The organism is Fischerella sp. PCC 9605, assembly GCF_000517105.1.
GTDB lineage: Bacteria > Cyanobacteriota > Cyanobacteriia > Cyanobacteriales > Nostocaceae > PCC9605.
The window spans coordinates 543189-566739 of record NZ_KI912148.1 but is presented as its reverse complement, the minus strand read 5'-3'; the positions used below and the strand labels follow the sequence as shown (position 1 = coordinate 566739).

The window sequence follows — 23551 nt, the reverse complement described above, 5'->3', positions numbered from 1 at the left end:
TCACAAGAATCATCCCTTGATTCAGCAACCCCCCAACAAATACCTTTAGTGTTTCCGGAGACGTGGTACATCTGGCCGATGTTGCATCTGCTCAATTCTTCTCTGGAATTCAACTATATATGGCCTGCTAAACCGCTTGAGTTGTCGTGTCTTTCTTAACACTCGCACAATATCTGTATTAGACTTGTGAGTTTGCTGTTTAATACGTAGCCGCAGCCTTCTTTCTTGGTCTAGTTTCGACCCAGTTGTTACTGTTTTGTCATAAGTTGATTGCTTTTCTGGTTGCGCCAAAGCAGTAGCAGGTGTAAGAAATAGAAGCGTTACTAATAATACTTTTAATAACTTCATAATGTGCCACCCCCTAAGTGATGGCTTTCTCTAATTCGTCTTAGACTTAAAAGCTAATTTATTTTTGATATTACACTTTCAGTATAGAGAGCAAGTTTGAGGAAGTTGTGAAGGAATAAAGGATTGAGCCGAGATACAGGTATTTTTTGAACTAAGTGTCTCAGCTTCAAACAAGATTAAGTTACTCAATTAGTTTTTAGAGACGGCAGAAAGGTAGTTACCAAAAATTTTTCCTTAGCCACTACCTTTACTGCACAGAAACCAACAAAACTATGAACCTATAAATAATGACATATGATGGGTATTTGTTTAATTACTTAGTTGCAGTTACTGAACTTACACAATGCAGCGATCGCATTTTTATTTTGGTGGTGATTTTTCTCCCCAACGCAACAGTATAAGGGGAAACCTTGGGCGCATTTGTTAGATAATTTAATAAATATTGCTGTTCTCGGTTCTTGCCACCATAATTGTGCCGTCGATGAACAAAGTCCATCGCCAAGCCCCAGCACCACGAATGATCAACCGTGCTGGCAACTTTAATGTTGTGCGTAAAGGTATATCAAATTCCCATTGGGGAGACCTGTACCATTTGCTACTCACTCTTTCCTGGCCTAAGTTCTTAGCGCTGATCGCTTTAGGGTATTTAGTTGCTAACTCCTTCTTTGCCTTGGCATATCTAGCGGGAGGGGATGGCATAGAAAACGCACAGCCGGGTAGCTTTCCGGATGCCTTTTTTTTCAGCGTCCAGACTATGGCATCTATCGGCTATGGGGCAATGTTTCCCAAAACAGCTTACGCCAATACCTTAGTAACCATTGAAGCACTGTTGGGTCTGATGGGTTTAGCAATGGCGACTGGACTGGTATTTGCCCGCTTTTCGCTGCCTAAGGCGCGAGTGATGTTTAGCCGTGTGGCGGTAATTACGCCCTACAACCGTGTACCAACGCTAATGTTTCGAGTCGCAAACGAGCGCCAAAACTGGATCTTAGAAGCACAAGTGCGGGTGACTTTGGTACGTAGCGAGATTACTGCTGAAGGAGAGGCAATGCGGCGATTTTACGATATGCAACTACTTCGCAGCCAGACACCACTATTTGCCCTGACTTGGACAGTTATGCATCCAATTGATGAAAACAGTCCCCTCTATGGGATGACACCAGAACAGATGATTGAGGATGATATGGAAGTAGTGGTAACTCTAACTGGAATTGATGAAACTGTCTCCCAGGCAATTCATTCTCGTCACTCGTTTATTGCTGGGGAAATTTTTTGGAATATGAGATTTGTAGATATTTTATCCAAGACACAGAACGGTAGGCGCAGTATTGACTATTCTCGCTTTCACGATGTTATGCCGCTAGATAATTAGCTCAGATGATAAATTTTACCTCTCGCATGGAGGCGGTGCAATCGCCTATTATTCCTGTTGTTGGCGAACTGATTAAAAGCTGCCCCGGAACAATTTCTTTAGGACAAGGTGTTGTTTCTTACAGCCCACCACCAGAAGCCTTTGAACTTTTACCGAAATTCCTCGCCGAACCCACTAATCATCTATACAAAGCTGTTGAGGGAATTCCTCCATTGCTAACAGCACTAACAGCAAAATTGCAAACCTTTAACAACATAGAAATCAACCAGGAAAACTGCATCGTCGTCACAGCAGGTAGCAACATGGCGTTTATGAATGCCATTCTTGCTATTACTTCTGTAGGTGACGAAATTATTTTGAACACGCCCTATTATTTCAATCACGAAATGGCAATTACAATGGCGGGGTGTCATCCGGTGTTGGTAGAAACTGATGAAAATTACCAACTGCGTCCCGATGCGATCGCCAAAGCTATCACCCCAAAAACACGGGCAGTAGTGACAATTTCTCCCAACAATCCAACCGGTGCGGTGTATTCCGAAGCGGCTTTGCAACAAGTCAATCAAATTTGTCGCGATCGCGGTATCTATCACATCAGCGATGAAGCCTACGAATACTTTACCTACAACGCAGTCAAACACACCTCCCCTGGTGCATTTGTTGGCAGTAGCGAATACACCATTTCACTTTACAGCCTTTCCAAAGCCTACGGTTTTGCTAGCTGGCGCATTGGCTACATGGTGATCCCAAAACACCTGCTTGTCGCCGTCAAAAAAGTCCAGGATACAATTTTGATTTGTCCACCCGTAGTTTCCCAGTATGCAGCTTTGGGTGCTTTGCAGGCACAACCAGACTATTTGAGAAATAATATTGAGGCGATCGCCCAAGTGCGAGAATTGGTGCTTGACTCTCTCCAACACTTAGAAGGATTATGTACTGTTGCCCTTGCCGATGGTGCTTTCTATTTTTTCCTCAAAGTTAATACTCAGATAAATACCTTTGAGTTAGTCAAAAGATTAATTCAGGAACATCAAGTTGCAGTTATTCCAGGCACTACCTTTGGCATGAATCACGGATGTTATCTGCGTGTCGCCTACGGTGCATTGCAAAAACAGACAGCCAAAGAAGGAATAGAAAGATTAGTTAGAGGCTTACAAAAGATTGTTAAAAAGTGAGAATTTAAACACCAAGACACCAAGACACCAAGAAATGACTTCTTAGTGTCTTAGTGTCTTGGTGGTTAGTTATTCTAGTGTTACTATCAATCTTAGAATTTCAAATCTACAAAGATGCCAATTATCAATAAATTCATTGAAGTCGAAACCAAGCAAGGAATTAATATTCATAACATCACGCCCCAAATTGAGACATTAATTTTCTCAACATCAATTCAAAATGGACAAGTTTTGGTCTTCTCTCGCCATACAACAACTGCCTTAGCTATCAACGAGTATGAAGAAAGATTGTTAGAAGATATCAAAGTATTTTTAGAGAAATTAGCACCAGCATCAGAACGCTATTTGCATAACGACTTACATTTCAGAAAAAATATCCCACCAGATGAACCCATGAATGCTCATTCTCATCTGATGGCAATGATGTTGAATAATAGCGAGGTAATTCCTATTGTTGATGGCAAGTTAGCTTTAGGGACTTATCAATCTGTCTTGTTTTTTGAATTGGATGGCCCGCGTAAAAGAACTGTATTTTGCCAAATCTCCGGAGAATAAACCCCACTCCCAATTCCCAATTCCCTATTTGCGTTCCCAAGATTTCATCAAAGGATTAGCAGTATTTAGCAGTTTATTTAGCGCCTCAGATGCTTCTGGCTGGTGGCGAACATGAGCATCAATAAACAAACTTATAATATCAGCCATCAACAACCGGAATTGTTCTGAAGATTGAGTTTCCGGGAAGTCTAAAAATGCTCTACCTGTTGTAGAGTCGAAGGGATTAGCAAATGTAAAGTGGTTTGCTCCCTCTAAAAGTACCAGATAGCTGTCATTTCGTTTGCTAGAAATTGCTTCTCGAAATGTACGCATAACTGCGGTAGTCGCGTCACCCGAACTGATACCATAGCGATGGCTACTATTAGCAATCACCCCATCACGGGTTCCTCCCATCAGTAACATCGGTAAGGAGTCTGGTAAGGGCAAAATAGTACCTGCTTCATATCCAGCTATTGTCGCTCCCATACTGTGGGCAGCATAAGCAAAAGATGCTACTACCTGGGGAAAAAAGCGGGGATTAGCGTTTTCTATTGCAATTCTGCCACCAGCGGAGTGTCCACCTACAATTATGCGTTCTAAATCAAGCAACCCAGCCAGGATTCCTTCTGACTGTAACTGTTTCAATTTAGCCAGCAGTGCGGACAAAGCGGAAGCAGTGGGAACATTACCATAAATTCCAGGTTTCCAAGCAGTAATATCTACTCCAGGAGTGAGGCTAACTATTCCTGGTAGATTTTCCGCAACCCAGTTAAACATAACTACCACCAATCCCCGTTCAGCCAGTTTCTCCGCCAGCCATTGGTAAATGTAGGCTTCGCAGTTAACCCCACAAAAGAAAATCACCACAGGAAAAGGGACCTGCTGCACATCAGCAGGCACAATGCCCATATCCTGTTCTACATGGCTGCCTGACATTCGGGCTGGATATAGAATTTTCAAGTTAATAGTATCGTAAGGAGGCTGGGCAGTCTCGACTTTTGTTGCTTGGAAAAAAGCACGAACAGTCATAAAAGCCTCGCAGAAATTATGGAAACTATGTGGCTTTAGTCTACAGAAAAAGCACGACAAGAATTAGGTAGGACACGCTTTTAGTCTCGGATTTTTGAAGTTGGTTAGACTTCCGCTTCCAAGCTCCGTAACTTTACTTTTAGCTCGAGGTCAGTGACAAGAGCATCTTACGGTTATTAGACCCAATTATACTCCTTTTTCTCCTCTGGGTTCTCCACGGTGCTTTTAATTCAGTATTTTCTGGGTGATAAAAAGTATTTTATTAAACTGTTGAATCCAGGTTAAATTTCTCAAACTCTGGTTGTCCAAACAGCATATTTGCGTCTACTGCTGACAAGACTTTATTGTTAGCGCGATCGCTATTTAAACACTGGCAAACTAACTGCGCTACATCTGCGCGATTAATCATACCAGCAATGCGCGGATCTTCGGTTAAAATTCCATTTCTAGTTGCAGGTTCAGACTGTAACCCACCAGGACGGATGATAGTATAGGTCAGTCCACTTTCGATTAAGTGCTGTTCAGCTTTTTCTTTATCAATCAAAACAGGTTACAGTGCTTCTAATATTTGCGCAGATAAAGCAACAACACTATTTCCTGTACCTATGGAAGAAACTAAAATAAACTTTTGCACCCCAGCTTTGATTGCTGCATCGATCAGATTTTTATTACCTAGATAATCTGCCCTATTGTTGTCTTTAGCTAAACCACCGATCGTACTAATTACAGCATCAATTGGTTCGTCTCCCTGCATCGCACTTTCTACATCGTCCGCATTCATCACATCTCCCAGAACTACCTTAATTCCCATTGCTTCTAATTCATTACGAGTTGCATCTGTTCTCAAGAGTGCTTTTACCTTGAGTTGTTGTTCCCTCAAGCATTGGGCAATTTCTCGCCCCACGCCTCGACTTGCTCCAGCTAGAAAAATGTAAGATGCTGTTGTCATGGATGCTTTTTACAATCGATAGTACTATTCAACAAATATTAACTATATCTTTCTTTAGTCATCAAAATACGTGAAATAGCGAAGTGATTCTAAAGGCAAATAACTCTATAGTAATTTTACTTAGCCCGATAGTAGGAGGCAGTTCATCGAAAAAGATGCCAGTCTATAGAATAAATCCTTTAAGGTTTATAGATATGGCTAAAAAAGTGCAGGAAAAGCCAGAGCAAGATATTCGAGTTAGAACAACCTCAAGAATTTGGGGTATGACAGTTGCAATTTTAGCAATTTGTATCCCACTTTCAAGAGCTAGCAGAAGCGGCCCGATTATTCCTTTGGCGGCGATCGCAGGTGCAACCGTAGGTACTGTTGCGGTGTGGCGTTCTGGTGTGGCGTTCTGATGATAAAAAATCAAAAACTAGCTATTTACAACCACAACAGTTAGGACTACTAGAACACAGAATTGCTAATTTAGAAACCATTGTTAGCAGTAATGACTTTGATTTACAAAGGAAAATTAAACAGCTAGATTCTAGTGAATCCGCCGGGTTTTTCCAAGACAATGGCAAAGCCTAGAATCAGAAAATCTTTAGCCAAGTAAGTTTCCTTGTGTAACACGCAATTTAATTCCTGTTCATCTGCGTTTTGTAGAGTAAGTTACATGAGGATATTTTTATTTATATTTCTTTACGCTTCCCAGATGAAAATAGATTATTAATAATTCTTAATTAAATAAAAAACTTAAATTACTATATTGACTTGGAATGGATCATTCATATTTTATAATACTTGACTCTGTCTGGAATACGGAAACTTAATTGAATGAAATATAACTTCAAGTAAACTTCATTGATACTGTAAGTCTAGTACGGGACGGCGGAAATAAACATACAGTTTAAAATAGACAAAAAACTCATATTTTAAACTCTTTACCTTCTTCTCCCTGCCTTGTTGCATTAGTCTCTAGCTTTAAGTCAAGAGAGATGTCTAAGGAGAAGTTTAATTCGTAATTCCTTTATATAGAGAAAAATTTAATTGTAAAGTGATATTACAATTGTTTCAAAAATATTTAGAAATTATCGAAAAGTCAAACATGGTTCTAAGGTAGAACCTAAGGAGATACTAGAGGCAAATTTCAATGATGAATAACATTCAAAAGTATCGGTTTGTCTGTACCCTTACCTTTGGTGATATTTATGGTCAAATTATTGTTTGGCTGATTACGATTACAGTCAGTTTGGCATCTGCCTTGGCGCTGATGGGTGCAAGACGACCGATTTATGCTTTAGCTACGGTTGGACTTATCATTTTGTTATCTTTGCCTTTCTTGCTTTTTGCCTTCGTAACGACTTTGTTAAATCACATAGAGTTAGCTCCTATGGAGGCGGGAACAAAGATGGAACCAATACCTGGTAATGTTTCCCAACAAAAACCAGCAGAAGCAACTAGCTGAGCAGGATTTGATATTTGAGATTTTAGATTTGAAATGGAAGATTGGATATTGGAGATGACAAGGGAGTGGAGAGTGAGATAATTCCCTGCTTCCTACAGAATAAATGCATTAGCACAAACTCCCTGCTGTTAGCGGGGAATTTTTTTTACAGCAAGTAGTTAACGTGGGAGTAGGGGTAGTTTTCAAGCCTGCTCCTACTATAGAACAGCAGCTTTTTTTACAGTCCGGGGCTGATTATGCTAGAACACGATGTCATTATTGTTGGTGGTGGTTTGGCTGGATGTCGCGCCGCAGTGGAAATTGCCAGAAAGCATCCAAGTTTGAATGTCGCTGTGGTTGCCAAAACCCACCCGATTCGTTCTCACTCAGTCGCTGCCCAAGGTGGTATTGCAGCGACACTAAAAAATGTTGACTCCTCTGATAGTTGGGAAGCGCACGCCTTTGATACGGTGAAGGGTTCTGACTACCTGGCAGACCAAGATGCGGTAGAAATTCTCACCCGCGAAGCACCGGATGTAGTTATTGATCTAGAACACATGGGTGTTTTGTTCTCTCGCTTGGGCGATGGACGCATTGCCCAACGCGCTTTTGGCGGACATTCCCACAACCGTACTTGTTACGCTGCTGATAAGACAGGTCACGCAATTTTGCACGAATTAGTCAACAATCTGCGGCGATATGGCGTGCAAGTTTATGAAGAGTGGTACGTGATGCGTCTGATTTTGGAAGAAAATCAGGCAAAAGGGGTAGTGATGTATCACATCTTGAATGGGCAGATCGAGGTGGTACGCGCCAAAGCAGTAATGTTTGCCACTGGTGGCTACGGACGCGTATACAACACAACTTCTAATGATTTTGCTTCTACGGGTGATGGTCTAGCAATGACGGCACTCGCTGGTTTGCCCTTGGAAGATATGGAATTTGTGCAATTTCATCCTACAGGGTTGTATCCAGTGGGGGTATTAATATCGGAAGCTGTGCGTGGTGAAGGAGCCTATTTAATCAATAGTGAGGGAGAACGCTTCATGGCTAGGTACGCTCCCAGTCGCATGGAACTGGCCCCGCGTGATATTACCTCAAGGGCGATCACTTACGAAATTCGCGCTGGTCGTGGCATTCATCCCGATGGTAGTGCGGGTGGCCCCTTCGTTTATCTTGACTTGCGCCACATGGGTAAGGAAAAAATCATGAGTCGGATTCCCTTTTGCTGGGAAGAAGCCCATCGCCTAGTAGGTGTTGATGCTGTTACTCAACCGATGCCCGTCCGTCCTACCATTCACTATTGCATGGGTGGTATCCCCGTTAATACTGATGGCCGAGTCCGCAGCAGTGGGGATCGCCTCGTAGAAGGCTTTTTTGCTGCTGGCGAAACCGCTTGTGTTTCCGTGCATGGCGCAAATCGCCTGGGTAGTAATTCCCTATTGGAATGTGTAGTTTACGGACGTCGAACTGGTGCGGCGATCGCCCAATACGTGCAAAACCGCAAGTTACCGGAAATAAACGAGCAAAGCTATCTCAACGAAGCCAAGCAACAAATTCAGGCTTTGCTAGATCAATCGGGACAGTATCGCATTAACCAAGTCCGTCAGGCTTTTCAAGACACCATGACTCAATTTTGCGGTGTTTTCCGTACAGAAGCATTAATGAGTGAAGGGTTGCAAAAATTACAGGAATTGCAACAACAATATACGCATATATATTTAGATGATAAAGGTGGTTGCTGGAATACCGAAATCATTGAAGCCTTGGAACTGCGAAGTTTGATGGTAGTAGGACAGATGATTCTATCCTCAGCTCTTAATCGTCAAGAAAGTCGCGGCGCTCACTTCCGCGAGGATTATTCCCAACGAGACGATGAAAAATTCCTCAAACACACAATGGCTTATTATTCACCAGCAGGAATTGATATTCAGTATCGCCCAGTGACGATTACGATGTTTCAGCCACAGGAACGGAAATATTAACTAGGGATTGGTGGTGGTTGGTGGTTAGTGGTTAGTAGTTAGTGGTTTACTACTCCCTCCACTCTCCCACTCTCCCCATCTCCCCCTCTCCCCCTCCCCTACTTGGGGACACATTCTATACAATCATCAACTTCTCTTCAACTTGCTTGATTTTATTTAACAAGCTGTTTACAACTCTTCTAGAACTTGCAAAAATAGTATAAATAATAACTTTTTAATAATGGTTTAATTTAAAAAACTGCCGAAATGGCAACATCCCTTGATAAGGTTTAGTTATTGTCAGGGTAAGTCAAACGAATTGGGTTTTACATCTGAGATTGTGGCTTAGGTAAATTTACTGTACAGTTTAAAACTGTAAAATTATTTACCAAGTTATTGCAAATCTTTCAGATCGCCGCGGTCATCTACCAAATTCTATATATCCAGGGCAAAGTGAGTCGCTAAACCAATACTTGGGTAATCTAAAATCGCGCTGTGAGATAACGCATACGTTAATTGCATCTGCAAATCAACATAAAAATACGTGAGATAGCGAACGAGTTAATAATAATTAGGGATTTGACTGCAAATTGCCAATAAAGGTGCAATATGTAACTATTTAGTAGTTGACTTGTGCTAGATATGAGTTAGTCTTATAGCGGATTGTTTTAAACAACCATCTACCCTGGCAGATTGTATAAAGAAAGTATTAAACTTGGTACTTCTGTCTGATATTTTGAATTTGCAAATTGAATATTTTGATACGGCCATACAAATGGCGATAGACTACCTTAAAGTAGGTAGACCTTTAACGACTTGATGTCTTAATGTAATGTTTTTCTGGGAATTGTAATGAATAGTTTACAATACCAGTGGATGAGAGAATCTAAAAAAAATATAAAAGGACTTACACAACTGTGGTGTTAGGAGGACATTAGTGTTTCTAAGACTAGCGCAACAACATCGGCAATTCGTCCAAGACTTGGTTATGAACCTACAAGCCTTGGCAATAGTATTAGAGCGACGCGGATACCCTGCGTCTTGCTATACATGCGGCGATCAGATGAATAGTGCTTCGTTTATGGTTAGCCTGGGCGAAAACCATCTGATTCGGTTTTTGGTATCTGATTACGGAATTACTTGGACAGAAATGCGAGATGACCGCGAGTTAATGAAGTTAGAGGGTGCGGAGGCAGTCAATCAGTTACAGGAACTTGCCAATATCGTCAAAAACCCAATCCAAGCTTCTGTAACTACTAAAACCCTCGCCAAACGCTATTAAATAGGCTTTAACTGGTAGGGTAGTCCGAAAAAGGTCATGATCAAATGCCAAATTGAGAATTGGGAGTTAGTTTAAAGTCCATAGTCCAGAGTCATTGGTCTAAAAGCTATTGATTTATTGACTATTGACCAGTACAACGTGGCGAAAATAAAGCTATCATTCCAAATTGACGAAAAGCCTACAACAGGAAGCTTTTTGACTTTTGACTTTTGACTTTTGACTTTTGACTTTCGCGCAGCGGTACTAGTCCCAACTCTCCAAGCAATGTTTGCAGCCATTCGTATGATTACAATGTCAGGAAATGGTTTGTCTAAAATTAATTACAATCCATTCCCAATCAAAATAAAGGGTGCCCAATAGTAGGGATGACTGAGGTTATCACCCACTGGTATGGGTAAATTGTTACTTCTGCCTTGCTGCTGACTAGGAGAAGACCTGTTTCCAGTAATCAAAGCAATTTGTGCTTGTCGCAAAGCTTCGGCTTTTGTTAATTTTCCCGAGGGTAGCAGGGCATAAAAAGCACTCATCAAAGCCTGTGTTCCGCCATCATCTACAGTCCACAAGGAAGCAATAGCTGACCTCGCACCGGTTTTTTGCATCTGGTAGCCAAAACCCAAAATTTCCTCGCCGTTACCCAACTTGCCTCCCACTCCAGTTTCGCAAGCGCTCAACACTACCAAATCTACTCGAGGCAACGACCAAGTGGCAACATCTTTGAGGGTGGCACGTTCTCCATTCCCAAATAAGATAAAGGAATCTTCTGGTTTACCCACGACAAATGCCGCGTGTGTTGCCAAATGCACAATCGTAAAATCATCCATTTGTGGTACAGTCATCTCCGGGCTGAAAGCATCATCTAAGATTTTCTTGGTTTCCGGAACTGTAGCTACTAAATATTCCACCTCTTTTGCTGCAAACGGCAACCCAGAAAAGGTCTGCTGTCGATCAGCTACTTCGACTTGATAACTACCTTTGGTAAATGCCGCCGCTAAAATGCGTAAATTTGATGAAGGTGGGGTGTTAAAGTTTGTCAAGCTGGCAGCGGTGATGTGATTAAGACCATATCGCTGTACTAACCATTGTTTGCCATCATGTAAAGCAGCTAAAGAAATGTAGCGTAACTGCCCATCTGGTGCATAAATTATAGTTTGCGTATCTGCTTGGGCAAGGTCTTTTTCTATTGGTTTAATTAGCCAGTCATACAATTGACGTCCAGGTTTTTTCACATCTAAACTGGGATTTTCTAAAGCCTGACGAAAGGCAACAATTGTTTGTTGGAGGTTTTCTTTTTTAACAGCAACAGTACGATGAATTGGCGGAGAATCAGGAGTTACCAATACCAATTCCAAGCTATCTTCTAAAACCAGAGGATATAAAAGTACTGATTTTTTAGGTAATTGCGCCAAGTTATCCCGAATTTCGTTAAGACTCTCCAAATCCAAATTCTGCCGTCTTGCTGTGCGGCTGATTTGTTCAACTTGCGCTTTCACATCTGGACTATTGATAAAATTATTAAACTCATCCAACATTTGCTGCTGAGTCTTGACTAATTGCTGGATGCGTTGTTTTTGTTCTGGCGATCGCTTCTCTGGAGAAATCTGGCGTAGTTTTGTCAGTTCTTTACCCAGTACAACAGCACTATCGAGGGTTTGATCCGCCTTTTGTTTAATTTTTTTTTCAGTTGGAGTGAACTCAATGCCTTTGACAGTTCTTTGATTACCTTTAACGTTTTGGAGATATCCCTCCAGTTCTTCGACTTTGATTAAATCCACAATGCGTTGCCCTTCCGCGACGCGATCGCCTTTTAGCAAACCTTCACCCAAAGCATAGTAAGTCTGGGGAACAGTTAAGTTATAGGCATCTAGTTGCTGTACAGAAAGAGCAGTAGGATTAAGGCGGGCTTTTTCGCGATTATTGACGCAACCTTTGTAAAAGAAAATTGCTAACTCTGGTTTATTTTGGATTGCGTATAGGTATCCTAAATTACTATAGGTTTTGCCTAAAGCAATATGAGCTTGCCCAGGAGTCTTTTCGTTAAGGCTGAGTTCCTTGTTGATAGCTAAAGCTTGCAGATAAGATTTAGCTGCTTGCGAAAATTGACCTTGCTGTTGGTAAACTCTGCCAATATTGTTAAAAGTTGCGGCTTCTAGAGAGCGATCGCCAGTATCAGTGCTGATAACTAAAGCTGTTTGTAATTTCTGTAATGCATCTTGAAAACGATTTTGCCTAGATAGTTGGATAGCCTCTTGATTGAGTCGCTTGATCTCCTCAGATTGATTCTGATTTTGAGTTGAAGCTTGGGCTATTTCAACAAATTTATTTTGTATACTTGTATTTGCTGTTACCGGAATAGCGGCCGAAAATGCCATCCCCGATCCCAGAGAAAACACTACACTAACAGTAACAATATTAAAATATGAATTCCGAGGGTACATAAAAACCCTCCTAGTTTGGTTTGCTTGTTGTTAAAGAAAAATAGTTGCACAAGGCGACTATTTTTTATGCTATTCCAAATGTGGAAAATCTCTAACAATTACAACGAAAATTTAAGATGTCTGAAGAAAAAACAAACCAACCTCAATTACCCACAAGTGCTATTGACAATCCGGCGAGTCAGACACTGGAGTATTGGTTTGAATATCCTATCAGAGTGCAACCCCACCACACTGACTATGGTGGTGTTGTCTGGCATGGAACATATCTAACTTGGATGGAAGAAGCAAGGGTAGAGTGCTTGCGTTCGATCGGTATTGATTTTGCTGATTTAGTAGCGTTAGGTTGTGACTTACCAGTTGTAGAATTGTCAGTACGATATCACCGCTCAATTCAGCTAGGTATGCCAGCAGTAGTAAAAACCCGCATGGCTGATGTAAATAGTGTCCGCATCAACTGGGATTATGTAATTGAATCCCCAGATAGACAGGAATTATATGTTACGGCAAAAGTTACATTAGTGGCAGTAGATCGGGAAAGAGGCAAGATCATGCGTCAGCTACCTGCAAATGTTAAGGATGCATTGGCAAAAATATCATCCTCACTGAATAAATGATGATAGTGGTTGGTTGTTGGTTGTTGGTTGTTGGTGGTTGATTGTTAGTGGTTAGTAGTTAGTAGTTAGTAGTTAATAATTGTTCCCCCACTCTCCCACTCCCCCACTCCCCCTATCTATTTGCGTATCTGCAATATATTTTGGGGCAATTGCATCATATAGTTCAAAATATCTTGAGGACCAATACCGTAACCAACCTGTAGCAACACCACGACCGTAGCAATCATGAGAGCAGTTTTTACGGTCGTTTTTACAACCTTAATTAATATTGTAAATATTAACCAAGCTACAATTAGGGCAATAATCATAGTTATCAATTCCAAAAAGTTCGCTCTTGTTGCATAGGAGATGATTACAGAAAAGGCGATTTAATTTTTATTAACAATTATGGCTGTAGAAGCTCTCTAATTTAAGAAATAACAGCTAAATCGTTTAATAGTTATTAATTGGTTATCGCCTGTCTTCTATCGAATGCAAAATAATAGTGACTAATGACTAATTAAGCTCAACATATTGATGTTAAGCTTTTGGTAGTTCTAGAATATATTTGGTGTTTGTGTTAATTTTTCCTGCTATTAATATACCGGACAATAACACAATGCACCATGTTTTTAGGAATCTATTTTGATAAATTTATAAAAAGCATTTTTTATGAAAGTTTAAAAATAGTATATAAAAAATTATCATTAGTATCAGCGTTCAGCCTAAAACTGAACGCTGACTAATTTAAGTTTGTTATTGGTTATCGCAAAGAAATAATGCGCGGACGAGATTCTAAATTTTCAGTGGCAGTCAAAACTTCTTGCCTTGCCCATTGATCGGCAGCCAAAATGTCATCTAAAGTAGGATTTGAACGGTTATCGAATGAAAAGCGATCGCACACCCATTCGATGCACCGAGGAATATCTAAAAAGCGAATTTTTTCTTCCAAAAATAAGGCGACAGCTTGTTCATTTGCCGCATTCAACACAGCTGGCATAGAACCGCCAGCTTTACCCGCAGCATAAGCCAACTTCATACACGGATACTTCTGGTGATCTGGTTCGCGGAAGGTTAAATTACCTGCTTTCACCAAATCCAGCCGTTCCCACTCGGTGTAGATGCGTTCGGGCCAAGACAAAGCATACAGTAGGGGTAAGCGCATATCCGGCCAGCCCAGTTGAGCTAACACTGAGGTATCTTGGAGTTCAATCAGGGAGTGAATAATGCTTTGGGGATGAATAACAATCTCGATATCTTGGTAATCCAAGTCAAACAAAAAATGAGCTTCAATTACTTCCAGTCCCTTATTCATCAAAGTGGCTGAGTCCACAGTGATTTTCTTACCCATCGACCAATTCGGATGTTTGAGGGCGTCGGCGACTGTGACTTCTGCTAATTTTTCTGTGGGCCAATCTCGGAAAGCACCACCAGACGCAGTGAGCAAAATTCGTCGCAAGCCACCTTGAGGCACACCTTGCAGGCACTGAAATATAGCGGAATGTTCGGAATCTGCTGGTAATAGTTTTATGCCATACTTCTCGATTAGTGGTAGAACAACAGGCCCCCCAGCAATCAGGGTTTCTTTATTAGCCAAGGCGATATCTTTACCAGCTTCAATAGCGGCGATCGTTGGCAACAATCCAGCACAGCCAACAATACCCGTAACGACGGTTTGAGCATCGCCGTAACGGGCAACTTCCACCACTCCCGCATCTCCAGCCATAAGAATTGGTTGAGGATCGAGATCGGCGATTAGATCGCGGAGTGCAGGTAATTTTTCTTCTGAACAAATCGCTGCTATACTCGGTCGAAACTGTCGGATTTGAGCAGCCAACAGTTCTATATTATTCCCAGCCGCTAATCCCACAATTCGGAACTTATCGGGGTTTTGAGCGACAATATCTAAAGTCTGAGTACCGATCGAGCCAGTAGAACCAAGAAGAGTAATCGCTTTCACAATTGTTTAAGGATCGACAAACAACTCCACTATAAATTGCTCGGGACTCACAAATAACACCAATAAAATCACATTTTTGAGTAAGTTATTTAAGTATCCATAAACTCAAGGGCAACGAGTCCTTGCCAACACTCCAGCTTATGCTTCAACAGCAGACAGTTATCAAAAAAAATTTATGGAAAAACGATTTAATATTTCCAGTAGCGATGTGGCTTGCCAGCAGACTGGTAATTTGGAGTGCCATGTTGTTGCTTGCTCCTTTGCTAGATGCACCACCAGGAGGAAAAGCTGCTACTTTTGGCTTAGGGGTATTTGATGCTTGGGATAGCGTACATTACCGCAGTATCGCCACTTTTGGGTATGAATACATCAATGACGGCAAGGGGCATAATATTGCTTTTTTTCCCTTGTTTCCTCTCATCGTTCGGGGAGTGATGAGCCTAGGCTTGCCGTTTGAAGTGGCAGGAGAACTAGTAAACAATATTGCATTTTTAGCCGCACTTTATTGCGTGTATTTTTGGGTAAAGGAATATAACGGTATCCAGGAAGCGCGTTGGTCAACTGCTGTGCTGGCGTGGTGTCCGCCCTCGTTGTTTACAGCAGTAATTTATACCGAAGGACTGTATTTATTTTTGAGTTCGTCGGCTTTGCGTGCCTTCGAGGAAGAACAATATGGCTGGGCTGCCCTTTGTGGGGCAATGGCAACAGCAACACGTCCGACGGGAATAGCATTGATTCCAGCTTTTTTAATTACTGCTTGGAAAGAGGGGCGATCGCTTATTGCCTATATTGCTGGTTTGACCGCTTCTGGGGGAATACTGTTGTTTAGCCTCTATTGTGCCATTGAATTTGGCGATCCTCTAGCGTTTATTAACGCCCAAAAGGGATGGCGCTCAACCCTGGGTTTTGATTGGCAGGGTTGGTGGAAAATGCTCATGCAAATCACAGTTGGTACAACCAATTGGCAAAATGGCTGGTTAAAAGACCCCCTGCATCCTCTACTTTTTGCCGTCATCGTCGCCCTTGGTTATTTAATCTGGCGCTATCGTCAACGCTTGGGCACGGTGAAAGTGGAGTATGGCTTTGCAGCTTTATTTTTAATTTTATGGATAGTGGCGGGCGATCCATTGATTAACACCATTTCGGTTTTGGGTGGTGCTTACTTGTTATGGCACTTACGTAGGCAATTGAATTATGTTGCAGTGATTTATGGCTTCTGCGGTTTAGGATTAATTTTTGTCTCTGGCGGAACTTGGTCACTTAGTCGTATTGTCTACGGTATTGTCTCATTCAGCATCGCCCTTGGTGTGTTGTTGTCTCGTCATCCTCGTTGGGGATATTTAACCTTGTGCTTCTTTACAATTTTGCTTGCGAGTTTCTCTGTGCGGTTTGCTCAAGAACTCTGGGTAGGGTAGCGAATAGACTTCTTGCAGAAGTCGGGGAAGGGGGAAAGGGAAAAGGGATTGGTAATTACTAATTCTTAATCATTAATTACTAATTATTCATCTCCGTTTTTTCCCGGAGATCGTAAGATGAGAAGGTTAAGAAAATATTAACCATGATTGTTGCTTGCAACTGGGAGTGAAAAAACAACTTTTTCAGCTTGGCACTGTCGGTTCAGCGATCTGCATTAGTGCCCTAATTTTATTTGCTTGCAGCAGTGTACGACACGCGCTGTTTCAATCAGGAGCCTTTGATATCGGAATTTATGACCAGGTAGTTTACTTGATGAGCCAAGGACAAGCGCCGATTTCTTCTATCCTTGGCTTTCATCACATGGGCAACCATGCAGCCTGGGCAGTCTATCCATTGGCTCTACTCTACAAAATTTACCCAAGTGCCTACTGGTTATTAGCTGTGCAAGCTATTTCCTTGGCTTTGGGAGCATTGCCTACTTACCATCTTAGTCGTCAAGCAGGACTGAAAGAAAACCAAGCAGTGGCAATGGCAGCAGTTTACCTGCTATATCCGTTGGTTTTTAATGTCAACTTGTATGAGTTCCACCCAGAAGTAATGGCCATACCTGTATTTCTGGGTTCAATTTGGGCAGCACGGCAAGGTAAGACGGGATGGTTTTGTTTAGGTGTTATCTTTATTTTGGGCTGTAAAGCCGTGATATCGCTAACAGTGGCAGCAATGGGTATCTGGTTGCTACTGTTTGAAAAGCGGCGGATTTGCGGTTTATTTGCCTTATTAGCTGGAATTAGCTGGTTTTTAATTACTAGTCAGATAATTATTCCCTTTTTCAGCAATAATGAAGCAGCAGCAGTAGCACGTTACACTTATCTAGGTGATTCAGTTTTTGAGATAGCCCGTAATTTGGTTTTGAAGCCAGGGTTGGTATTGGGGAAAATATTTTCATTCGCAACTCTGGAATATCTAGCACTGTTAGTTGCGCCAGTAATTTGGGGACTTGCGCCACAACATTTGACTCCTTTAGTGAGTGCTATTCCAGTGCTGGTGGTAAATTCTCTTTCTGAATTGCATGTACAGCGAGACTTAACTCAACAGTATTCACTGCCAGTATTGCCTTTTTTATTATTGGCTGTAATTTCCACTCTCGCTGCTGGAAAAGGATGGCTGCGTACTAGAAAGGCTATGATTCTGTGGGCTGTAGTGGCTTTCTTTGCATTAGCGAAGTATGGCAATTTTTGGTCTATATATTTGGGCGAACTCGATACTTGGCAAGCAACGCGACAAGCGATCGCCCAAGTTCAAACTCAAGGCGTTGTTTTAACTACCCACAGTATAACTCCGCATTTAACTCATCGCTCCCAGATTCAATATGTTGACGATCAAATTCCGCCACCAGCTGATTTAAATCATTTTGAGTATATATTGCTCAATCTACGTCATCCCGGAGGAGCTGGCAATCCAGAGGTGGTTAACAACTTAGTTAATCAATTGAAAAATAATGGATTGTTTCAACTGAGTTACCAGCGTGATGACGTTTATTTATTTGTGAAGAAGTCTTAATTAAAAATTAGATAGTAGTTAGTAGTTGGTTGTTAACTACTAACCACTAACCACTAACCACTAACTACTAACTATTTACAATTGGCATAAGTATGCTCAGATGGAAAAATATTCTCTTTCAGCTATTAATTATAGCTCTCTTTGTTGGTATAGTACTTCTCATTAGGTTGCAGCCAATCACGCAAACCTTTGAATTTGACTATGATGAAGGCTTTAATTTAATGAAAGCCTTTCTTTACTCAAAAGGTTTTGCTCTCTATACCCAAATTTGGAATGACCAACCACCAATTTTTACTGTCCTTTTATCACATTGGTTAAATATATTTGGTAACTCAATATTTGCTGCACGCTTTTTAACGCTTCTATTTTCAGCACTATTAATATGGTGCTTTTATCAAATTATTCGCCTTACTTTAGGAAGTTTAGCAGCTTTAGTAGCCACTATTTTATTATTCACTTCTTGGCTGTATATTCGCCTCAGTATTTCCGTAATGATTGGCATTCCATCATTAGCATTGGCAATGCTATCTATTTATTTTTTGTATTTGTATAAACAAAATTATCGCAATTTATATCTAGTTTTATCTGGTAGCTGCCTTGCTTTATCTTTGCAAACAAAATTATTTACTCTTTATCTAATACCTTTGATGCTTTTTGATTTATTAGCCTTTCAAAGTAAATTTATTGAAGAAAGGAAAATATTAAAAATTCAGTTAAAAGCTATTTCATTATGGTTAATATCTTTGGTATTTATTTATATCTTGATTGGTTCACAATATCAACAATTTTGGAATTACGAACAGTTCCTTGGAACTCATCTCAACCAACCGTCAGATTCAAGATTAGAAAATTTTAACAACCTCAAATATCTCAACTACATGATTAGTCAAGATTATGATTATATATTTCTTGCTTTCATCGGTATTTGGGCTATTTTTTCCAAAAAACAAAAAAATGGTCTTCTTCCTCTAACCTGGCTGGTTACTGCTACATTTATTTTACTTAGACATAAACCAATTTGGTATCATTATTATCCATTGCTGGCTATTCCTATTTGTTGGTTGGGTGCTTATGGATTTGATTTATTACGTGATTTTTTTATCAAAAAAAGTCATGGCAATTTAAATTTAATGAATCTGAAAAAACTTACAATACCTTATGTTTTAATTTTGATTATGATTTGCCTAATAATTATAACTCCTCCTAATCCTCGGGGAAGCGTACCTAAGAATATCGAACTTATGCAGATGGTTTTAAAATATAAAAATTCCACCCAATGGATATTTACAGATAATCCTATCTATGGATTTTACGCTGGTTTACGCGTACCTCCAGAAATTGCTGTGATGTCATATAAAAGACTGAATTCTGGAGATTTGACATCAACAAAAATGCTTGCTGTTTTACAAAATTATCGCCCTGAGCAAATTATTCTGACCAGGTGGACTTCTCAAATTAAGAGCGATCGCCATCTCATGACTTATATCAGCGATAATTACTCTAAAACTTACAGTAATGAACAAGAAATTGAGGAGCATTATGTTTTGAAGTAACTCTGCGATCGCAAAATTTATCCTTGAAGATCTCACACTCTTGGTTGGAGTTGTTCAAAATTTCCACCGCTAGTGTTCGCTTCCCCTTACCTATTCCCTATTCTCTATTTTCCAGTGAAATCTGGTGATTTTAATCAATTTTTATTTTCTACCAAAATTGTTCATATAAATACTATCAATTTATAGAGAAATCCTGATGATAATAGTTAATAGTATTTAAATATTAACTGCTGATTAATGACTGTTGACAAATTTTCTAGACTATTTACTTTCAGTCGTTATTTATCTTAGTGGAGGAGTGAAATGCACACATTATTAAACAGAAATGGCAATGCCACAGCCATAGGTCTAAGAATGAATCAAGGAGTCTAAAAACATTCATGCTTATGGCCCAAGTTCAAATATTTATCAAAAAAAGTTTATGGGAAAATGATTTTCTTTTTCCAACAGCAATTTGGTTTGTCAGCCGATTATTTATTTGGACTGCCATGTTGCTGATCGCACCCAATCTACCCAAGCCTGAAGATGGAATTGTACCCAGCTTTGGCTGGGGAGTATTTCATGCTTGGGATAGCGTACATTACCACAATATAACTACTTCTGGATATGAATTTGTCAATGACGGACGTCAACATAATATTGCCTTTTTTCCATTGTTTCCTTTAATGCTTCGCGGCGTTATGAACCTGGGCTTATCATTTGAAGTTGCAGGTGTACTCGTAAATAACTTCGCATTTCTTGCAGCGCTTTATTGTGTCTATTTTTGGATTTTAGAGCATCATGGTATAAACAGCGCCCGATGGGCTACTACTGTCCTAGCTTGGTGTCCTCTCTCTCTATTCGGGACAGTCATTTATACCGAAGGGTTGTACTTATTTTTGAGTACGGCCGCTTTACGTGCTTTTGATCGCCATCAATATCGCTGGACTGCTTTTTGGGGTGCAATGGCAACAGCAACACGCCCTACGGGGTTAGCACTCATCCCGGCTTTTGTAATTGCAAGTTGGAGAGAACGCCGACCATCTATTGCCTACCTTGCTTCTTTTGCTACTGCGATTGGACTGCTGTTGTTTTGTCTATATTGTGCAATTGATTTTGGCGATCCTCTAGCTTTTATTCATGCCCAGCGAGGATGGCGACCCTCTTTTGGATTTGATTGGCGAGGTTGGTTGAATATGCTGCTGAATATAGCCATAGGTACATCAAATTGGCGGCATAGTTCGATTCAAAACCTGTTGCATTTGCTATCGTTTGGCATTCTCGTCAGCAGTGGTTATGGTTTGTGGCGCTACCGACAAAGGTTGAGTTCTATCAAGCTGTTCTACAGCTTTTACGCCCTGGTGACATTTTTGTTGATACTTGTTGATGAACAATTCATCAATCATTTGCTTAACGCAGTAATGGTTTTGGGAGGTGGCTATCTACTGTGGCACTTACGTAAACAACTGACCTCAGTTACAATTTTTTACGGTTTTTGCGGTGTTGCTTTGTTACTAGCCTCTGGTGGTACGATCTCCCTTAGCCGTCTGGCTTACGGTCTTGTACCTTTGAGTATAGCTCTCGGTGTTTTGCTAGAACGCTATCCCCGTCAAGGATACTTAATCTTAGGCTGGTTTTCTGTTATACTTGCCAGAATTGCTATTGGCTTTGCTCAAAACCTCTGGGTTGGGTAAAAGGGACTGGGGATTGGTGATTAGGGACTGGGGATACCCCTGTCAAGGTGTGAGTCTTGGAAATGGATTTTTCTTGGTGTCTTTGTGTCTTGGTGAGTCCACTTGCCGTCTTGGACGCCACATGCTTTATGCCGGGAGACCCGTCCACCGCAGTGGCTCCGCTTCCCGTCACGTAGACGCGCAGCGGCTTCCCGCCAGGGTAGGCAAAGTGGCGAACCCGTAGACGCGCAGCGGCTCAAGGCAGAGTAGGGTGGTGAAAAAAGAATTATTGAAACACTAAGACACTAAGACACTAAGAGGAAAATAGTCTTCTCTACTAAGATGTGGGTTCGTTCCAAGCGTATTGGGTTAAATGAACAATGTAGTCAGAGGTGGCGATTAGGCAGGCTTCCCTATACTCAACTCTGACTAAGCCAGCAATTTTAGGGTGTCAAAGGGGCGATCGCTAGCTGCGAATGCGATCGCCTCAATCAATAACGTTACTGAATTTTGTTACTTAAAAACAAAAATTACTTTAGTAAATTAAATTAGTATATGTATATAATCTGATTTCTAAGTCGGAATTTAAATAGTCGAATTAAAGTATGTCTATATAGCTAAAAATTGATATTTTCTAAATAATTAGAAAAATTCAGTATTTATACTGTAAAAATATTTATTTAATTGTAATATTAATGAAGAGAACGTCTAATTTACTGGGTTTAGAAAACTCAGATTTTAGATGTTAACTAATTTCTGGTACTTAATTACTGAAGTATCAGCGTTAAAAACTCATGAAAAAGACTTAGCAGAACTAAGCTATAAATAAAAAAGCATCTAGTTTGGTTAAAGTTTTAGTATCTCTTGTAGATCAGAAACTATTTTGACCGATCGGCGTCTAGCTACTTTGTGAGAGCTGAATTGCAAAAGTTAGCCAGAAACTTAATATTTTTTTTCAAGGTAATAATATAGCTCAGCAGTAGAATATATTTTTATGGGGTGTGAAATTAATATTTTGATATTAAATACTAAGAAATATAGAGTAGCAATTTCTAGCATTGGCCTTCCAAAGCTAAACCTGTGTAATTTATCTTCCTGATATCTGGATTTCTATGAATCTGCATTGATTTTTCAAGCTTTCCAGAAAACAGTACGGTATCTAAATATTATCTGAAAAACTGTGCTATAAATTACCGTCAGATAGGTGTGTGACGGTTAAATCAGTGAAGGAGCTATAACGTGGAAAACAATAAGTCGTTTGCTTGGCCGCAAGGGATATTATTTGCATTCCTTGCCCTATGCAGCAGCTTAACTATTGGTTTTATTATACCTATTAATTTAATTGGTTTTCAAGCTGAAACTAAGCAGACTATAAAAAATATCAATGATATAGAAGTAAAAGTAGGAACTCAGCAGCGTTTAAAAAAATTTAAGCCAGCAATGCTAACAAGTTGGCAACAAGAAGCAAAAGCAAAAGGTTTTTCCTATACTTTACCTACACGTTTTCAAGGAACAATAATTAGGAAGGCAAAACTCGCTCCCAACAAAAAAGTAATAGCTCTTACCTTTGATGATGGTCCCTGGCCTGGGTACACAGCCCAAGTACTGGAAATACTCAGAGAAAATAACATCAAAGCTACATTTTTTGTTGTCGGGAAATACCTCAAAAATAATCCTGAGTTAGGCAAGCGAATTGTGGTTGAAGGTCATGTTATTGGCAACCACTCTTGGCATCATTGGTATCATTACTTTAACCAAAAAGCAGCTGCTTTTGAAATTGACAATACATCAGATTTAATCTATCAAGTTACAGGTGTGAAGACAACTTTGTTTCGGCCTCCTGGTGGAATGCTGCACAATGGCTTAGCAGCTTATGCCAGAGGTAAAAATTACGCTGTGGTTATGTGGTCGGCTGACTCCGCAGACTATAGTCGTCCTTCTGCATCTGTTTTGACGAATAGAGTACTACAACAGTCTAAGCCTGGCGGTATTGTGCTAATGCATGATGGTGGAGGTAATCGTTCTCATACAGTAGCGGCCCTACCACTAATTATCAGCAAATTGAGAAACCAGGGTTATAGCTTTGTCACTGTCCCAGAACTCTTAGAAATGCAATATAAAGATCAAAAGTTGATTGCAAACACAAATCAATAATAATAAGTAATTAGTAATTATTAATTGACTAACAATTAATACGCTATAGTGTTAATTGGCACTCATGTAGAATTGGTATTATTACTTAATATCAAAGGTACAGCACTGCTGAACAAAGATCCCCGGCTTCTTAGAGTAGTTGGGGA

19 protein-coding genes and 1 pseudogene are annotated in these 23551 nt (G+C 40.4%); 14 read left to right on the top strand and 6 right to left on the bottom strand.

Going from position 1 to position 23551, the window contains the following annotated elements:
• Positions 1 to 45 precede the first annotated feature (45 nt).
• The gene (locus FIS9605_RS0104885) at positions 46 to 348 is read right to left on the bottom strand and encodes a hypothetical protein (RefSeq protein WP_026731579.1); all 303 of its coding nucleotides are present in this window, start codon (positions 346 to 348) and stop codon (positions 46 to 48) included.
• Positions 349 to 829: 481 nt separating this feature from the next.
• On the opposite strand from FIS9605_RS0104885, the gene FIS9605_RS0104880 reads away from it, so the two are divergent.
• From FIS9605_RS0104880 to FIS9605_RS0104870, 3 genes are all read left to right on the top strand, one after another.
• A complete protein-coding gene (locus FIS9605_RS0104880) occupies positions 830 to 1720 on the top strand; it encodes an ion channel (protein WP_026731578.1) in 891 nt (296 codons plus the stop codon).
• 5 nt (positions 1721 to 1725) lie between these two features.
• Entirely contained in the window at positions 1726 to 2895 is a 1170-nt protein-coding gene (locus FIS9605_RS0104875; RefSeq protein ID WP_026731577.1) for a pyridoxal phosphate-dependent aminotransferase, read from the top strand.
• A gap of 114 nt (positions 2896 to 3009) precedes the next feature.
• The gene (locus FIS9605_RS0104870; protein WP_026731576.1) at positions 3010 to 3450 is read left to right on the top strand and encodes a secondary thiamine-phosphate synthase enzyme YjbQ; all 441 of its coding nucleotides are present in this window, start codon (positions 3010 to 3012) and stop codon (positions 3448 to 3450) included.
• A gap of 24 nt (positions 3451 to 3474) precedes the next feature.
• Here FIS9605_RS0104870 and FIS9605_RS0104865 read toward each other — a convergent pair whose 3' ends face one another.
• Positions 3475 to 4458, bottom strand: a complete 984-nt coding sequence (locus tag FIS9605_RS0104865; RefSeq protein WP_026731575.1) for an alpha/beta hydrolase family protein — start codon at positions 4456 to 4458, stop codon at positions 3475 to 3477.
• 262 nt (positions 4459 to 4720) lie between these two features.
• Positions 4721 to 5407: pseudogene (locus FIS9605_RS36270) on the bottom strand (SDR family oxidoreductase).
• A 194-nt stretch (positions 5408 to 5601) separates the two neighbouring features.
• On the opposite strand from FIS9605_RS36270, the gene FIS9605_RS46410 reads away from it, so the two are divergent.
• The 5 genes from FIS9605_RS46410 (at position 5602) to FIS9605_RS0104840 (ending at position 10082) form a co-directional block, all read left to right on the top strand.
• Positions 5602 to 5805 (top strand): hypothetical protein, encoded by a 204-nt coding sequence (locus FIS9605_RS46410; RefSeq protein ID WP_331280935.1) that lies wholly within the window; start codon positions 5602 to 5604, stop codon positions 5803 to 5805.
• Positions 5792 to 5980 (top strand): hypothetical protein, encoded by a 189-nt coding sequence (locus tag FIS9605_RS46405; protein ID WP_331280934.1) that lies wholly within the window; start codon positions 5792 to 5794, stop codon positions 5978 to 5980. The genes FIS9605_RS46410 and FIS9605_RS46405 overlap by 14 nt, the downstream gene beginning before the upstream one ends.
• 562 nt (positions 5981 to 6542) lie before the next feature.
• Positions 6543 to 6857 carry a hypothetical protein gene (locus FIS9605_RS0104850; RefSeq protein WP_035139397.1) on the top strand — a complete coding sequence of 105 codons (315 nt, stop codon included), beginning with the start codon at positions 6543 to 6545 and terminating at the stop codon, positions 6855 to 6857.
• Between the two features lie 236 nt (positions 6858 to 7093).
• Complete coding sequence (locus tag FIS9605_RS0104845) at positions 7094 to 8821, top strand: succinate dehydrogenase/fumarate reductase flavoprotein subunit (protein WP_026731573.1); 1728 nt, start codon at positions 7094 to 7096, stop codon at positions 8819 to 8821.
• Between the two features lie 916 nt (positions 8822 to 9737).
• Complete coding sequence (locus FIS9605_RS0104840; RefSeq protein WP_026731572.1) at positions 9738 to 10082, top strand: DUF1815 family protein; 345 nt, start codon at positions 9738 to 9740, stop codon at positions 10080 to 10082.
• 320 nt (positions 10083 to 10402) lie between these two features.
• Here FIS9605_RS0104840 and FIS9605_RS0104835 read toward each other — a convergent pair whose 3' ends face one another.
• Positions 10403 to 12517: a CHAT domain-containing protein gene (locus FIS9605_RS0104835; protein WP_026731571.1), complete on the bottom strand. Its 2115-nt coding sequence runs from the start codon at positions 12515 to 12517 to the stop codon at positions 10403 to 10405.
• Between the two features lie 116 nt (positions 12518 to 12633).
• Between FIS9605_RS0104835 and FIS9605_RS0104830 the strand changes: the two genes are divergently transcribed.
• Positions 12634 to 13131 (top strand): acyl-CoA thioesterase, encoded by a 498-nt coding sequence (locus FIS9605_RS0104830; protein ID WP_026731570.1) that lies wholly within the window; start codon positions 12634 to 12636, stop codon positions 13129 to 13131.
• 116 nt (positions 13132 to 13247) lie between these two features.
• Here FIS9605_RS0104830 and FIS9605_RS0104825 read toward each other — a convergent pair whose 3' ends face one another.
• Both FIS9605_RS0104825 and dxr read right to left on the bottom strand, forming a co-directional pair.
• Complete coding sequence (locus FIS9605_RS0104825; RefSeq protein ID WP_026731569.1) at positions 13248 to 13439, bottom strand: hypothetical protein; 192 nt, start codon at positions 13437 to 13439, stop codon at positions 13248 to 13250.
• A 434-nt stretch (positions 13440 to 13873) separates the two neighbouring features.
• Entirely contained in the window at positions 13874 to 15070 is a 1197-nt protein-coding gene (gene dxr / locus FIS9605_RS0104820) for a 1-deoxy-D-xylulose-5-phosphate reductoisomerase (RefSeq protein WP_026731568.1), read from the bottom strand.
• 140 nt (positions 15071 to 15210) lie between these two features.
• Here dxr and FIS9605_RS0104815 point away from each other — a divergent pair, with 140 nt between their 5' ends.
• The 5 genes from FIS9605_RS0104815 (at position 15211) to FIS9605_RS0104795 (ending at position 23405) form a co-directional block, all read left to right on the top strand.
• Positions 15211 to 16485, top strand: coding sequence for a mannosyltransferase family protein (locus FIS9605_RS0104815; RefSeq protein WP_026731567.1), 1275 nt, complete (start codon positions 15211 to 15213; stop codon positions 16483 to 16485).
• Positions 16486 to 16651: 166 nt separating this feature from the next.
• Entirely contained in the window at positions 16652 to 18046 is a 1395-nt protein-coding gene (locus tag FIS9605_RS0104810) for a DUF2079 domain-containing protein (RefSeq protein WP_026731566.1), read from the top strand.
• 92 nt (positions 18047 to 18138) lie between these two features.
• Positions 18139 to 19599, top strand: a complete 1461-nt coding sequence (locus FIS9605_RS0104805; protein WP_026731565.1) for an ArnT family glycosyltransferase — start codon at positions 18139 to 18141, stop codon at positions 19597 to 19599.
• 386 nt (positions 19600 to 19985) lie between these two features.
• Positions 19986 to 21272, top strand: coding sequence for a mannosyltransferase family protein (locus FIS9605_RS0104800; protein ID WP_026731564.1), 1287 nt, complete (start codon positions 19986 to 19988; stop codon positions 21270 to 21272).
• 1218 nt (positions 21273 to 22490) lie between these two features.
• Positions 22491 to 23405 carry a polysaccharide deacetylase family protein gene (locus FIS9605_RS0104795; RefSeq protein ID WP_026731563.1) on the top strand — a complete coding sequence of 305 codons (915 nt, stop codon included), beginning with the start codon at positions 22491 to 22493 and terminating at the stop codon, positions 23403 to 23405.
• Positions 23406 to 23551 lie beyond the last annotated feature (146 nt).

Coding starts and splice junctions, on each gene's coding strand:
- FIS9605_RS0104885 (WP_026731579.1), bottom strand. CDS start 348: ATGAAGTTATTAAAAGTATTATTAGTAACGCTTCTATTTCTTACACCT.
- FIS9605_RS0104880 (WP_026731578.1), top strand. CDS start 830: ATGAACAAAGTCCATCGCCAAGCCCCAGCACCACGAATGATCAACCGT.
- FIS9605_RS0104875 (WP_026731577.1), top strand. CDS start 1,726: ATGATAAATTTTACCTCTCGCATGGAGGCGGTGCAATCGCCTATTATT.
- FIS9605_RS0104870 (WP_026731576.1), top strand. CDS start 3,010: ATGCCAATTATCAATAAATTCATTGAAGTCGAAACCAAGCAAGGAATT.
- FIS9605_RS0104865 (WP_026731575.1), bottom strand. CDS start 4,458: ATGACTGTTCGTGCTTTTTTCCAAGCAACAAAAGTCGAGACTGCCCAG.
- FIS9605_RS46410 (WP_331280935.1), top strand. CDS start 5,602: ATGGCTAAAAAAGTGCAGGAAAAGCCAGAGCAAGATATTCGAGTTAGA.
- FIS9605_RS0104850 (WP_035139397.1), top strand. CDS start 6,543: ATGATGAATAACATTCAAAAGTATCGGTTTGTCTGTACCCTTACCTTT.
- FIS9605_RS0104845 (WP_026731573.1), top strand. CDS start 7,094: ATGCTAGAACACGATGTCATTATTGTTGGTGGTGGTTTGGCTGGATGT.
- FIS9605_RS0104835 (WP_026731571.1), bottom strand. CDS start 12,517: ATGTACCCTCGGAATTCATATTTTAATATTGTTACTGTTAGTGTAGTG.
- FIS9605_RS0104830 (WP_026731570.1), top strand. CDS start 12,634: ATGTCTGAAGAAAAAACAAACCAACCTCAATTACCCACAAGTGCTATT.
- FIS9605_RS0104825 (WP_026731569.1), bottom strand. CDS start 13,439: ATGATTATTGCCCTAATTGTAGCTTGGTTAATATTTACAATATTAATT.
- FIS9605_RS0104815 (WP_026731567.1), top strand. CDS start 15,211: ATGCTTCAACAGCAGACAGTTATCAAAAAAAATTTATGGAAAAACGAT.
- FIS9605_RS0104805 (WP_026731565.1), top strand. CDS start 18,139: ATGCTCAGATGGAAAAATATTCTCTTTCAGCTATTAATTATAGCTCTC.
- FIS9605_RS0104800 (WP_026731564.1), top strand. CDS start 19,986: ATGGCCCAAGTTCAAATATTTATCAAAAAAAGTTTATGGGAAAATGAT.